Consider the following 14,472-nt stretch of genomic DNA (forward strand, 5'->3'; position numbering starts at 1 on the left):
ATGTATCTGTTCCGTCTAGCCATGGCCAGCCTGGCTAACCGCCGCTTCACCGCGACGCTCACCGCCTTCGCCATCGCGCTTTCCGTGTGCCTGCTGCTGGCCGTGGAGCGCGTGCGGGTCGAGGCGCGCAACAGCTTCGCCAGCACCATCAGTGGCACCGACCTGATCGTCGGCGCCCGCTCGGGTTCGGTGAACCTGTTGCTGTATTCGGTGTTTCGCATCGGCAACGCCACCAACAACATCCGCTGGGACAGCTTCGAGCACTTCGCCGCCAGCCCGCAGGTGAAATGGGCGATCCCGATTTCCCTCGGCGACTCCCATCGTGGCTACCGCGTGATGGGCACCAACCAGTCCTATTTCGAGCACTACCAGTACGGGCGCAAGCAAAACCTCGAACTGGCCAGCGGCCGCGCCTTCGCCACTGACCCTTTCGAAGTGGTGCTGGGCGCTGAAGTGGCTGACGCACTGCATTACAAGCTGGGCGACAAACTGGTGCTGGCCCACGGCGTGGCAGTGGTCAGCCTGGTCAAGCACGACGACAAACCCTTCACCGTAGTCGGCATTCTCAAGCGCACCGGCACGCCCGTCGACCGCACGCTGCACATCAGCCTGGGCGGCATGGAAGCGATCCACATCGACTGGCACAACGGCGTGCCGGCCCAGGGCAAAGGCCGCATCAGCGCCGATCAGGCGCGCAATATGGACCTCACCCCGCAGGCGATCACCGCGTTCATGCTGGGCCTGAACAACAAGATTTCCACTTTCGCCCTGCAGCGGGAAATCAACGAGTTCCGTGGCGAGCCGATGCTGGCGATCCTGCCCGGCGTGGCGCTGCAAGAGCTGTGGAGCATGATGGGTACCGCCGAGAAGGCGCTGTTCGTGATCTCGCTGTTCGTGGTGCTGACCGGTTTGATCGGCATGCTCACGGCGATTCTCACCAGTCTCAACGAGCGCCGCCGCGAAATGGCAATTCTGCGTTCGGTGGGAGCACGACCGTGGCATATCGCAAGCCTGCTGATTTTCGAAGCGTTCGCCCTGGCGCTCGCCGGCGTGGTGGCCGGCGTAGGCTTGTTGTACGTGTGCATCGCCGCATCGCGCGGTTATTTGCAGGCCAACTATGGCCTGGACCTGCCGATGTCATGGCCAAGCGAATATGAATGGACCCTGCTGGCGGGTATTCTCGCCGCAGCGTTGTTGATGGGCAGCGTGCCGGCCTGGCGCGCCTACCGACAATCCTTGGCCGATGGTCTGTCCATACGGCTGTAGAACCGCAGCTGCAAGTTTCAAGCGTTAAGCTGCAAGCGAGTCGGCTTTTACGTGTAGCTTGCGGCTAGTAGCTATTCATTGAGGAGTCTCCATGCGTCGTGCCCTGTTTGCATTCCTGCTGCTGATAACCGTGCCCGCCTGGGCGCAAGATCAGCCCAGGGATCTGTCCTGGCAGGAGATGATCCCGCCGGACGCGCCGCCGGAAATCCCCAATATGAAACCGCTGCACGACCTGTCGAACATGGCCGATGCCCTGTCCGTCGAGGCCGCGCCCGCCGCCAAACAGGACCTGCCCAACGCGCCGGTGGTGCAGAGCCTGGACGGCAAGCACATTCGCCTGCCGGGCTATATCGTGCCGCTGGAAGTCAGCGAAGAAGGCCGCACCACCGAGTTCTTGCTGGTGCCGTATTTCGGCGCGTGCATCCACGTGCCGCCGCCGCCGTCGAACCAGATCGTGCATGTGAAAAGCGAAGTCGGTGTGAAGCTCGATGAGCTGTACCAGCCGTACTGGATCGAGGGCGCGATGCAGGTCAAGCCATCGTCCAGTGAGTTGGCCGATGCCGGTTACCAGATGGATGCCGAGAAAATCTACATGTACGAACTGCAGGAATAACCTTTCATTGAGCTGAGTCAAAAGATCGAGCGGTACGATCTTTACCATTGGACGTACACCTTTTAACGTCCTTTTGGAGCTCCCATGAACAAGTCTCTGCTCGGCGCGTCGTTCTTCGCGCTGGCCCTCGCCGCCCCGCTCGCCCAGGCTCACCAAGCGGGCGACATCCTGATTCGCGCCGGTGCGATCACCGTGAATCCGAAGGCCGACAGCAGCAGCGTCAAGGTGGATCAAGGCCCCTTGGCCGGCGCCAACCTGGGCGGCAAGGCGACCATGAGCAGCGATACCCAGTTGGGTCTGAACTTCGCCTACATGCTCACCGACCACGTCGGCCTCGAACTGCTGGCCGCCACGCCGTTCGAGCATGACGTAAAAATCAAGAACACCGCCCTTGGCGCCGCCAACGGCAAGCTCGGCACCCTCAAGCACCTGCCGCCGACCCTGAGCGTGGTGTATTACCCGCTGGACAATCAGTCCGCGTTCCAACCCTATGTCGGCGCGGGCATCAACTACACCTGGATCTACGATGAACATGTCGGCAGCCGTGCCTCCAACGCCGGCTTCAGCAACTTCAAGGCGGAAAACTCGTGGGGCTGGTCCGCGCAGATCGGCGCCGATTACATGATCAACGACAAGTGGATGATCAACGCCCAGGCGCGCTACATCGACATCAGCACCAAAGCGACAGTGGATAACAACGCGCTGGGCCAGGGCACCCGGGCCAAGGTCAATGTGGATGTCGACCCGATGGTGTACATGGTGGGGATTGGTTACAAGTTCTAAGGCCGCTCTGACCGACTCTACACACCAATGTGGGAGCTGGCTTGCCTGCGATGCAAGCAACTCGGTGCATCAGTGATACCGAGGTGATGCTATCGCAGGCAAGCCAGCTCCCACATTGGTTCGCTTCCACATTGGCGTGTGTAGCGTGTCAGGTATGGCGGTAGAACCGGTCCAGCAACGCCGGCAATCCCGCCCGCCATGCCCGGGGCTTGATGCCGAAGGTGTGGAGGATTTTCTTGCAGGCCAGCACCGCGTGCTGCGGTTCGTCCGCCGCATCTGGCCGGGCCGCGTGGGCCTGGGCGGTGGGCGACTCAATGGCCAGCGCACGAAAGCTGCGCGCCTCGCTGAGGATCGCCTGGCCCAGCGCCAGCGGCGTGGTCGCCTCGTGGCCGGCGTAGTGGTAGGTGCCCCACAAGGGCGCTGCGCAATCGAGTTGCTTGAGCACCGAAATGATCACCCGCGCGGCATCGTCCACCGGCGTCGGGTTGCCTCGTCGGTCATCGGCCATCGGTATTTCACCTGGTTGTTCGGCCTGGGCCAGAAAGCGCCCGAGGGTGCCGTCGGCGCTGTCATCCAGCAGCCAGCCAAAACGCAGCAGCACATGTTGCGGGCAGGTGGCGCGCACGCTTTGCTCGATACGCCACAGCGCCTGGCCGCGCAGGCCCAGCGGCACCGGATCGTCCTTTTCACTGTAGGCGGTGGCGCGCGAGCCATCGAATACGCGGTAGCTGGACGGTTGCAGCAAGGTGATGCTGTGGTGCTGGCACAGTTCGGCCAGGCGCTCGATGGCGTATTCCTGAGCCGCCAGACGGGTTTCGCTGACGGCTTCAGCCTGGAACCAGTCGAAATAGTAGGCGAGGTTGATCAGTGCATCAGGACGGGTGTCGTCGAGCAATTGGGTGAGGCTCGCGGCATCCCAGCCGTCTTGGGGCGGTTTGGGGGAGAGGAACCCGATGTCTTCCTCTGCACCGAGGCGAATCAGCGCCTGCCCGAGGGCATTCCCGCCGCCCAGTAACATAAGGCGCATTCGCATAGATTGAGCAGGCCCGGTCTGTTTGGAACGATGGTTAGTGTCGGCAGACGTGTATGCCATACCGTGGGGTGTAGCCGGAATCGTTGCATTTTGCGGGTTTGTAGCGCAACCGTCACGGATAAAGTAAGCGTTTGCAACTTGTTGGAGCCGGTGGCATCAATCATTGCATGAACCTTCCTGAATCAACGGACAGGGCATTGGACGGTTTTCACCCCGCCGTCAGCGCCTGGTTTCGCAGCACGTTTCCCGCAGTGACCGGCGCCCAGGCCCAGGCATGGCCGCTGATCCGCCAGCGTCGCTCGACGCTGATCGCCGCGCCGACCGGCTCGGGCAAGACCCTCACGGCCTTCCTCGCGGTGCTCGACGACCTGGTCCAACAGGGCCTGGCCAACGGCGGCAACCTGCCGGACGCGACGCAGGTGGTGTACGTGTCGCCGCTCAAGGCGCTGTCCAACGACATCCAGATCAACCTGCAAAACCCGCTGGCCGGGATCAGCGCGCAGTTGCAGAGCCAGGGTCTGGCGCCGCTGGAGATCCGCACCGCCGTGCGCACCGGCGACACCCCGCAAAAGGACCGCGCGCTGATGCGCAAACGCGCGCCGCATATCCTGGTGACCACCCCCGAATCGCTGTACGTGCTGCTCGGCTCGGACTCCGGCAGGCAGATGCTCGCCAGCACGCGCACAGTCATCGTCGACGAGATCCATGCCATCGCCGCCGGCAAGCGCGGCAGCCACCTGGCGCTGAGCCTGGAGCGCCTGCAAGGCGTGTGCGCCGAGCCGCTGACGCGCATTGGTTTGTCGGCCACGCAAAAGCCCATCGAAGCGGTGTCGCGGTTTCTGGTGGGCACCGCGCGCGAGTGCGCGATCGTCGATATCGGCCACGCCCGCCCACGCGACCTGGGTATCGAAGTGCCGCCGGTGCCGCTTTCGGCGGTCATGGCCAATGACGTCTGGGAGCTGGTTTACGACCGCCTCGCGGCACTGGCTCGCGAACACCGCACCACGCTGATTTTCGTCAACACCCGGCGCCTGGCCGAACGTCTGGCCCGTCACCTGAGCGAGCGCCTGGGCAAGGCCGCCGTGGCCGCGCACCACGGCAGCCTCGCCAAGGAACTGCGCCTGGACGCCGAGCAACGGCTCAAGGCCGGCGCGCTGCAAGTGCTGATCGCCACCGCGTCGCTGGAGCTGGGGATCGATATTGGCGAGGTGGACCTGGTGTGCCAGATCGGCTCGCCCGGTTCCATCAACGGTTTTTTGCAAAGAGTTGGACGCTCCGGCCATCAGGTCGGCGGCACGCCCAAGGGGCGCCTGTTCGCGACCACCCGCGACGACCTGATTGAATGCGCCGCCCTGCTCGACTGCGTGCGCCGTGGCGAGCTGGACACCTTGCACATCCCGGTCGCGCCGCTGGACGTGCTGGCCCAGCAGATCATCGCCGAAGTCAGCGCCCGCGAATGGCCGGAGCAGGACTTGCTGGCACTGATCCACCGCGCCGCGCCCTACGCCGCGCTGGATGAACGCCACTACCAGGCGCTGCTGCAGATGCTCGCCGAGGGCTACAACGGGCGCCAGGGCATCCGCAGCGCCTACCTGCACCGCGACGCCCTGACCCGCACCCTGCGCGGCCGCCGGGGCGCCAGGCTAACCGCCGTGACCAGCGGCGGCACCATCCCCGACAACGCCGACTACAGCGTTTTGCTCGAACCCCAGAGCCTGAACATCGGCAGCGTCAACGAAGACTTTGCGGTGGAAAGCATCGCCGGGGACATCTTCCAGCTGGGCAATACCTCCTACCGCATCCTGCGGGTCGAAGCCGGCAAGGTGCGCGTCGAGGATGCCCATGGCCAGCCGCCGACCATTCCGTTCTGGCTCGGCGAAATGCCCGGGCGCAGCAACGAGCTGTCCGCCGCCGTGGCGCGCTTGCAAGGCGAGTTGGACCGCCTGCTCGGCGCCAGCCCCGGCGACCTGCAACCGGCGCAGGACTGGCTCACCGACACCCTGGGCCTGAACCGCGCCAGCGCCGAGCAGATCCTCGATTACCTGGCCCGCGCGCGTCTGGCCCTGAGCGCATTGCCATCCCGCGACACGCTGATCATGGAGCGGTTTTTCGATGCCTCCGGCGGCACCCAGTTGATCATCCACACGCCGTTCGGCAGCCGCCTGAATCGCGCCTGGGGCCTGGCGTTGCGCAAGCGCTTTTGCCGCACGTTCAATTTCGAGCTGCAAGCGGCGGCCAGTGAAAACGCGATTGTGCTGTCGCTGTCCACCAGCCACAGCTTTGAACTCGATGAGGTGTGGCGTTACCTCAACAGCCACAGCGCCGAACATATCCTGATCCAGGCGGTGCTGGACGCGCCGTTGTTCGGCGTGCGCTGGCGCTGGAATGCCGGGGTGGCGCTGGCCCTGCCGCGTTTCACCGGCGGGCGCAAGGTGGCGCCGCAGATCCAGCGCATGAAAAGCGAAGACCTGATCGCCAGCGTGTTTCCCGACCAGATCGCCTGCCTGGAAAACCTTGCCGGCGAACGCGAAGTGCCTGAACACCCGCTGGTGGAACAGACCCTCGACGACTGCCTGCACGAAGCCATGGACAGCGACGCCTGGCTGGCCCTGCTGCGGCGCATGGAACGCGGCGAGGTGCGCCTGATCAGCCGCGACCTGCCGGCGCCCTCGCCCATGGCGGCGGAAATTCTCAGCGCGCGGCCCTACACCTTTCTCGACGATGCGCCACTGGAAGAACGCCGCACCCAGGCCGTGCTCAACCGGCGCTGGAGCGACCCGCAAAGCACCGACGACCTCGGCGCCCTGGACGCCGAGGCGATTGCCGGCGTGCGTGAGGAAGCCTGGCCTACGCCCCATGGCCCGGATGAAATGCACGAAGCGCTGATGAGCCTGGCGTGCATCGCCGCAAGCGAAGTCACGCCGCCATGGGCGCAGTGGCTGCAGGCGCTGGCCAAGGCCGGGCGCGCGTATCTGTTGCCCAACGGGCTGTGGGTAGCCGTGGAACGGCTGAGCTGCTGGCAGGCGATTTATCCCCACGACCTGCCGTTATTGCCCGGCTTCGATGAGCCCTGGACCTTCGAGGACGCGGTGCTCGAAGTGCTGCGCGCGCGCCTCGGTGGTTTTGGCCCGTTGAGCGTGAGCGAGATTGCCGCCCCCCTTGGGCTGCCGGTGGCCGCCGTGACCCAGGCGCTGGCACGGCTGGAACAGGAAGGCTACGTGTTGCGTGGGCATTTCAGCCCGGGCGCCAGCGCAGAGCAATGGTGCGAACGGCACCTGCTGGCGCGTATTCATCGCTACACGGTCAAGCGCCTGCGCCGCGAAATCGAGCCGGTGGCGCTGCAGGATTTCATGCGCTTTCTGTTCGACTGGCAGCACCTGTCCGACGCCACCCGTGGCCAGGGCAGCGCGGTGCTGCCGCAGATCATCGGCCAGTTCGAAGGCTTTGCTGCCGCCACCTCGGCCTGGGACAGTGACCTGCTCAGCGCGCGCATCAAGGGCTATTCCTCCACTTGGCTCGATGAGCTGTGCCGCAGCGGCAAGCTGGTGTGGATGCGCCTGAGCGACAAGGCCGGCGCCATGGCACTGCGCAGCACCCCGGTGGTGCTGTTGCCGCGCAGTCAGGTGGGGTTGTGGAGCGGGCTGACTGAACCCGTCGACAGCACCGCGCTGTCGCCCAAGGCACAGAAAGTCCACCTGGCCCTGCGTGAACACGGCGCGCTGTTTTTTGATGAGCTGGTGCACGAAGCCCATCTGCTGCGCAGCGAGCTGGAAACTGCGTTGCAGGAACTGGTGGGCGCGGGCCTGGTGAACGCCGATAGCTTTGCCGGGCTGCGCGCCCTGACCACGCCGGCCAGCAAGCGGCAGGCGCGCAGCAGCCGGCGCGGGCGCGGTGCGTTTATCGGCGGCATGGACGATGCCGGCCGCTGGGCATTGATCCGCCGCCCGCCCGGCGCTGCCGGTCCGCATTCGGCAGAGACGCTAGAGCACGTGGCGATGACCCTGCTGCGCCGCTACGGCGTGGTGTTCTGGCGCCTGCTTGAGCGCGAGGCGGACTGGTTGCCGAGTTGGCGCGAGTTGCTGCGCACCTTTCATCGCCTGGAAGCACGCGGGGAGATTCGCGGCGGGCGATTTGTGAGCGGCTTGGCCGGGGAGCAGTTTGCCTTGCCCGAGGCGATTCCCCTGCTGCGCGAGGTACGGCGGCGCGCGCACGATGGGAGTCTGGTGGCGGTGTGTGGGGCGGATCCGCTGAACCTGGTGGGCACACTGTTACCGGGGAGCAAAGTGCCGGCGGTGAGTGGCAATCGGATTGTGTATCGCGATGGGCTGCCTGCGGCGGTTAGGGTCGGCGGCAAGCAGCAGGTGCTGGTTGAGGTGGATCAGCGGGCGGTGCAGGAGAAGTTGATCCTGCGGTGAAGTTGCGGGCCTCATCGCAGGCAAGCCAGCTCCCACACTGGACTGGGTTCACATAGTTCGATAGGTGAACCGATCCAATGTGGGAGCGGGCTTGCCCGCGAAGAGACCAGCACAGGCGATATAAACTCTACTGGCTACGCGGCTGCTCGGTTATCGCCACCGCCTCTTCAGCCTGCCCCACCCGCTTGGGCAACAAGACCTGCTGTGGATAAGTTTGCGCGAAATGCACTTCGTCACAGTTATCCACAAGCTTTTTCAACCGCTGGTTGAACGCGCGGCTGACTGCATATTGCCCGCCCGACACGGTGCGAAACTGTGAGGTGAGCACGACGCCGTTGAGGTCCATCCTGTCGACGCCGAACACTTCCAGCGGGCCTTGCAGGTTGTACTTGAGGAACGCGTCGTCGCGGATCGACTGCCCCGCTTCCTGAATCAGCTCCACGGCCTTGTCCACATCGGTGTCGTAAGTGAACTGCACCGAGAAGAACGCGTAGGCAAATTGTCGCGACTGGTTGGTGACCGCCTTGATCTGCCCGAACGGCACCGAATGCACGAAGCCCTTGCCGTCGCGCAGGCGCAGGGTGCGGATGGTGAGGCCTTCGACAGTGCCGGCGTGGCCGGAGTCGAGCACCACCCAGTCGCCGATCGACAGCGTGTCTTCGATGATAATGAACAGGCCGGTGATCACGTCCTGCACCAGTTGCTGGGAGCCGAAACCGATGGCCAGGCCCACCACCCCGGCACCCGCCAGCAGCGGAGCGACGTTGATGCCCAGGTTGGCCATGGTGGTAATGGCGCAGATCACCACCAGGATGATCTTCACCGCATTGCGCAGCAGCGGCAGGATGGTCTTGACCCGCGTGCTGGGCTGGCGACTGGAGCGTTTATTGACCGGGGGTTTGAGCGCTTCCTGAATCGCCGTGTCGAGCACCACCCAGAACAGCCACGTCATCAGCAGGATCAGGCCGATGCTGCTCAGCGAGTCGCTGATGGCACGCCCGATCGAGTTGCGCTCGGCGAACTCGAACAACGACACGCCCCAGATACGCCCAAGCACTTCGATAAAGGCCACGGCCATCACGATGCGCAGGATCGCATGCAGCAAACTGAGGAAGCGCTCCTTGTAGGCGCTGCTGCGCTGGATCGCCACCTGGCTGCGCGACTTGAACAGGTGTTGCAGCACCGTGCTGAGAAACACCGTGCCGATCAGCAGGATCGTGGTGAACAGCGCGCAACGCAGTGCCTTCTGATTATCGTCGCCGGCGCCGATCAGGTTGATCGCCGAGACCAGCACCATCAGCAGGATTGGCCAGTACCACAGGCCCGAGAAGATGCGCAGCGATTGCTGCAACGCCGGGTGCTTGAGGCGCTGAGCCAGGGGCCGATTGCGAATCAAGTGGGCAACCGGGCGGCGCAGGCGCACCACCAGCACGCCGAAGATCACGGTAGCGAACAGCCCGGTAAACACCGCGATGCTGCTGGTGATATTGCCGCCCAATTGGCGGGCAATCTGCGGGCTGGTCAAGGCATCGCTGAGGGCGGCGAGAAAGCCGATCAGGAACAGCGGCTTGGGGCAGTAGTCGCGAATGATCTGCACCGCCGGGCGCTTGTGACCCACGTTGAACATGACGATGACGCACAGCAGCATCGAAGTGGAAAAGATGCCGCTGCTGGTGGCGTAAGCCAGACAAAGCGCCAGTGCGCGGCCCACCGAGGTGGCGAGAAAATGGCTGACGTACAGGGTGAGCGGCAGGCAGATGAGGGCCGGGATCGTATAGGGCACTACGTAGCCCAGCACTGCCAGCAGCCGCCCGCGCCGTTCGAAAAACGCGCGCTGGCCCAGGCGCCGCACGATCATCCGGCCCAGTAAGGTCAGCAGGGTAAAGGCGCCGACCCATACGCCGGACAACAGCAGGAAATCCCCGGCCACGCTCCACGGTGAGCGGGCTGACGTCTGGTTGACCAGGCGTCCGACTTCGTTGGCCGCGCGGTCGGCGCGCAGGCGCCATTCGTCAATGAAGTTCTGATTGAGGTCGAGCTTCTGCTGCACGTCGTCAATGCTGGAACTGATCGCGCCGAGCAGTCCGCCTTCCACCAGCAGCTCCGGCTTGGCCGGGGCCTCGGCGGCGGGTGCGGTCGCCGCCGCCTGGAGTGCGCCGCTGCCGCAAAACAGCAGTGCGCCGAGCAGCCATACAGTCTTTAGATTCAGCAAAACACCGGGCTCCTGGGAAAGGGTCTGTAAGGAACTGACGGGTTTGCGCCCTGATCGTTCCCTGTAAGAGGGGGCTTGCTCCCTCCCACACTGAATCTGCTCCCTTGGAAGCATGCCGTTTGTAGAAATCGGGAAACTTTCCGACAAAAGTCACAGTCATCCAACCACGCACTCTTTCCTACGGACCCAACCATGGCGGCGATTCATATCGGCATATCCGGCTGGCGCTATACGCCCTGGCGCGGGGACTTCTATCCCGAGGGGCTGACCCAGAAACGCGAGTTGCAGTTTGCCTCACGGGCCGTCAACAGCATCGAAATCAACGGCTCGTTCTACGCCCTGCAAACGCCCAAGCGCTACGCCGAGTGGTACGCCGATACGCCAGATGGCTTCATGTTCAGCGTCAAGGCGCCGCGCTATATCACCCACATCCTGCGGCTCAAGGACGTGCATGCGCCGCTGGCGAATTTCTTTGCGTCCGGTGTGCTGGAACTGAAAGAGAAGCTGGGGCCGATCCTGTGGCAATTCCCGCCCAGCTTTAAATTCGATGCCGCGCTGTTCGAAGCCTTCCTGCAGCAACTGCCCGGCGACACGCAACAGGCCGCCGCCCTCGCCCGCCAGCATGAGCCACGCCTGAACGGCAAGGCGAGCCTGCAGGCCCATGGCAAGAGAGCCCTGCGCCACGCGGTGGAAATTCGCCATAAAAGCTTTGCGGTACCGGCGTTCGTAAAGATGCTCGAAAAATATGGCGTGGCGCTGGTGGTGGCCGACACCGCTGGCAAGTGGCCGTATATCGAAGACGTCACCGCCAACTTCGTGTACCTGCGCCTGCACGGCGACAAAGAGCTCTACGCCAGCGGCTACACCCCTGAAGCCCTTGAACGCTGGGGCGATCGCATCGAGCGGTGGGCCTGTGGCAAACAACCGGAGGATGCACACTTGGTAGACCCGCAGCACAAACCCCGCGCCCGCAAGCAACGTGATGTGTACTGTTTTTTCGACAATGACATCAAGGTGCGCGCGCCTTTCGACGCGCGCCAGTTGCTGCAGCGTTTTGGCCTGGATCAGCATCTGGCCACAGCGCCCGGACAGCTGCCTGAACCCGGGGTGCTGGCATGACCCATCCAGAACCGATCCCGCGGGTGACAGCAGACGTGGCCGCCCCCCGTCTTACGGTGCTCACAGTGAATATCCACAAGGGTTTCACCGCCCTGAACCGGCGTTTCATCCTGCCCGAGCTGCGCGAAGCGGTACGCAGTGTGGGTGCCGACATGGTGTTCCTGCAGGAAATCCACGGCACCCACGAGCAGCATCCCCAGCGCTACAGCGACTGGCCAAACATGCCGCAGTACGAATTCCTCGCCGACAGCATCTGGCCGCAATTTGCCTATGGCCGCAATGCGGTCTACCCCCATGGCGACCATGGCAATGCGCTGCTGTCGAAATTCCAGATCGTGCACTACGAGAACCTCGACATATCCCAGAGCGGTCATGAAAACCGTGGCCTGCTGCACTGTGTGTTGCGCCTGCCCGGCAGCGGGAAGGAGGTGCATGCGATCTGCATGCACCTGGGCCTGCGCGAAGTGCATCGCCAGCAGCAACTGCGCCTGCTCGAGCAGCGCATCAGCGAGATTCCCGCCGACGCGCCGCTGGTGGTCGCCGGCGACTTCAACGATTGGCGCCAGCGTGCCGACCTCAGCCAGAGCGGCCTGCAGGAAGTGTTCATGCAGGCCACGGGCAAACATGCGCGCACCTTTCCTGCGCGCTTGCCGTTGCTGGCGCTGGACCGCATCTACGTGCGCAACGTGAAGGTGCATAACCCGCGCGTGCTGAATACCCGGCCCTGGTCCCATCTGTCAGACCATGTGCCGCTGTCGGTGGAGATTGAGCTATGAACAGTGCGGTGGAGCATATCGCGACCGATCAGCCGCCGGACGAAGCCAAGGCCCGCGACCTGGATTACGGTTGGCAAAGCGGCAACCAGATTGAGTTGCTGGAAAACGGCGAGGCGTACTTCCCCAGGGTGTTCGACGCCATGCGCGCAGCGCAGCGGGAGATCCTGCTGGAGACGTTTATCCTGTTCGAGGACAAGGTCGGCAATGAGCTGCAAGGCATTCTGATCGAGGCGGCCCAACGTGGCGTGAAGGTGGTGGTGAGCCTTGATGGCTTCGGCTGCGGCGAGCTGAGCGCGGCGTTTCTCAAGACGCTGGCGGACGCCGGGGTGATGGTGCAGATGTTCGACCCGGCGTCCAAGACCCTGGGTATTCGCACCAACTGGTTTCGACGCCTGCACCGCAAGATCGTGGTGGTGGACGCCGAAGTCGCGTTCATTGGCGGGATCAACTTTTCGGCCGATCACTTGGGCGATTTCGGCCCTGAGGCCAAGCAGGATTATTCGGTGCAGGTGACGGGCCCGGCGGTGGCTGACCTGCATCACTTTGCCCTGGCCCAAAGCGGTCGCCAGGTGCGCACGCGGCGTGGCTGGCGTCGCCGCCAGCAGCGACCGTCGCCGTGGGCCACCGACAGCGGTGAGGGCCTGGTGCGGCTGATTTATCGCGACAACCTGCAGCATCGCGATGACATCGAAGAGGCGTATATCTACGCCCTGAGCAAAGCGAAAAAACGCGCGGTGATCGCCAACGCGTATTTCTTCCCCGGTTACCGTTTGCTGCGCGAAATTCGCAACGCGGCGCGGCGCGGCGTGCAGGTGCAGTTGATCATGCAGGGCCAGCCCGATGTGCTGCTGGCCAAGCTGGCGGCGCGCATGCTCTACGACTACTTGCTCAAGGACGGCGTGGTGATCCACGAATACTGCCAGCGCCCGCTGCACGGCAAGGTGGCGCTGGTGGACGACGACTGGAGCACCGTGGGTTCGAGCAACCTCGACCCCTTGAGCCTGGCGCTGAACCTGGAAGCCAACGTGCTGATTCGCGATCGCGCGTTCAACCAGCAGTTGTACGACAGTCTCGCGACCCTGAGCAAAAACCACTGCCAGGTGATCCCGGCAAAGGACAAACCGCGCCTGTGGCTGTGGCGGCTGACTGTCGGCTTCCTGGTGTTCCATGTGATGCGCCACTTCCCGGCGCTGACCGGCTGGCTGCCGGCGCACAAACCCCGCTTGAAACCTTTCGAGAGCCAGGCCCATGACTGAGAACACAGGCTCGCGCTTCAAGCGCTGGAAAAAGCCCCTGACCATCGCCTTCTTCCTGCTGTTGATTGTGCTGTTCACGATGCTCGCGCGGCGGATCGACTGGAGCGAGGTCATCCAGACGCTGGGCGATTTTAAAGTGCGCACGCTGCTGATCGCGGCCGGGCTGACCCTGTGCAGTTTCCTTGTGTACGCGTGTTTCGACTTGATCGGGCGCACCTACATCGGCCAGCCGCTGCGCTGGAAGCAGATCCTGCCGGTGGGTTTTATCAGCTACGCGTTCAACCTGAACCTGAGTGCGTGGGTAGGCGGCATCGCCATGCGTTACCGGCTGTATTCGCGGCTGGGGGTGAGCACCGGCAATATCGCCAAGATCCTTGGGCTGAGCCTGGCGACCAACTGGTTCGGCTACATGGCCCTGGCCGGGGTGGTGTTCAGCAGCGGGCTGGTGACCATGCCGCCGGGGTGGAAGGTCAGCACCACGGCATTGCAGGGGATTGGCGCGCTATTGGTGCTGGCCAGCCTGGGCTACCTGGCGGCCTGCCAGTTTTCGAAAAAACGCGCCTGGTCGATTCGCGGCATCGAGATCAACCTGCCCTCGCTGCGCATGGCGTGCCTGCAATTGGCGCTGGGCGCGTTGAATTGGTCACTGATGGCGGCGGTGATCTTCACTCTGCTGCCGGCCAAGCTGGATTACCCGTTGGTGCTGGGCGTGTTGCTGATCAGCGCGATTGCCGGGGTGTTGACGCATATCCCGGCCGGGCTCGGGGTGCTCGAAGCGGTGTTTATCGGCCTGCTGCAGCATGAAGCGTCACGGGGCAGCTTGCTGGCGGGGTTGATTGCGTATCGGGCGATTTATTTTATTTGCCCGCTGCTGATTGCGTTGGTGATGTATTTGGGGGTGGAGGCGAAGGCCAAGGCATTGCGGGTGAAGAAGACTCCGGCTTGATTTGAGGTGATTGATGTAATGCCATCGCGGGTTTGCCCGCGATGGCATTACAA

10 protein-coding genes are annotated in these 14,472 nt (G+C 63.8%); 8 read left to right on the top strand and 2 right to left on the bottom strand.

Translation table 11 applies throughout. From position 1 onward, the window contains the following. From H045_RS17775 to H045_RS17785, 3 genes are all read left to right on the top strand, one after another. A complete protein-coding gene (locus H045_RS17775) occupies positions 1 to 1,266 on the top strand; it encodes an ABC transporter permease (protein WP_003232476.1) in 1,266 nt (421 codons plus the stop codon). A gap of 91 nt (positions 1,267 to 1,357) precedes the next feature. After that, entirely contained in the window at positions 1,358 to 1,879 is a 522-nt protein-coding gene (locus tag H045_RS17780; protein WP_015373060.1) for a DUF3299 domain-containing protein, read from the top strand. A gap of 84 nt (positions 1,880 to 1,963) precedes the next feature. After that, positions 1,964 to 2,662 carry an OmpW/AlkL family protein gene (locus tag H045_RS17785; RefSeq protein WP_015373061.1) on the top strand — a complete coding sequence of 233 codons (699 nt, stop codon included), beginning with the start codon at positions 1,964 to 1,966 and terminating at the stop codon, positions 2,660 to 2,662. 148 nt (positions 2,663 to 2,810) lie between these two features. On the opposite strand, the gene H045_RS17790 is transcribed toward H045_RS17785, so the two are convergent. After that, on the bottom strand, positions 2,811 to 3,695 hold the full coding sequence (locus tag H045_RS17790; protein ID WP_003232470.1) for a sugar nucleotide-binding protein: 885 nt from the start codon (positions 3,693 to 3,695) through the stop codon (positions 2,811 to 2,813). Positions 3,696 to 3,862: 167 nt separating this feature from the next. Between H045_RS17790 and H045_RS17795 the strand changes: the two genes are divergently transcribed. Then, positions 3,863 to 8,110 (top strand): Lhr family helicase, encoded by a 4,248-nt coding sequence (locus H045_RS17795; protein WP_041931529.1) that lies wholly within the window; start codon positions 3,863 to 3,865, stop codon positions 8,108 to 8,110. 127 nt (positions 8,111 to 8,237) lie between these two features. On the opposite strand, the gene H045_RS17800 is transcribed toward H045_RS17795, so the two are convergent. Beyond that, positions 8,238 to 10,322 (bottom strand): mechanosensitive ion channel domain-containing protein, encoded by a 2,085-nt coding sequence (locus tag H045_RS17800; protein ID WP_015373063.1) that lies wholly within the window; start codon positions 10,320 to 10,322, stop codon positions 8,238 to 8,240. Between the two features lie 192 nt (positions 10,323 to 10,514). On the opposite strand from H045_RS17800, the gene H045_RS17805 reads away from it, so the two are divergent. From H045_RS17805 to H045_RS17820, 4 genes are read left to right on the top strand one after another with little or no spacing between them, the layout of a single operon-like run. Then, positions 10,515 to 11,441: a DUF72 domain-containing protein gene (locus H045_RS17805; RefSeq protein ID WP_015373064.1), complete on the top strand. Its 927-nt coding sequence runs from the start codon at positions 10,515 to 10,517 to the stop codon at positions 11,439 to 11,441. Then, complete coding sequence (locus H045_RS17810; RefSeq protein WP_041931530.1) at positions 11,438 to 12,217, top strand: endonuclease/exonuclease/phosphatase family protein; 780 nt, start codon at positions 11,438 to 11,440, stop codon at positions 12,215 to 12,217. Before H045_RS17805 ends, H045_RS17810 begins: the two co-directional genes overlap by 4 nt. Next, entirely contained in the window at positions 12,214 to 13,473 is a 1,260-nt protein-coding gene (gene clsB / locus H045_RS17815; protein ID WP_015373066.1) for a cardiolipin synthase ClsB, read from the top strand. Before H045_RS17810 ends, clsB begins: the two co-directional genes overlap by 4 nt. Beyond that, on the top strand, positions 13,466 to 14,419 hold the full coding sequence (locus H045_RS17820) for a lysylphosphatidylglycerol synthase domain-containing protein (protein ID WP_003232459.1): 954 nt from the start codon (positions 13,466 to 13,468) through the stop codon (positions 14,417 to 14,419). The genes clsB and H045_RS17820 overlap by 8 nt, the downstream gene beginning before the upstream one ends. The last annotated feature ends 53 nt before the right edge of the window (positions 14,420 to 14,472 follow it).

The sequence above is a fragment of the Pseudomonas poae RE*1-1-14 genome (assembly GCF_000336465.1).
GTDB lineage: Bacteria > Pseudomonadota > Gammaproteobacteria > Pseudomonadales > Pseudomonadaceae > Aquipseudomonas > Aquipseudomonas poae.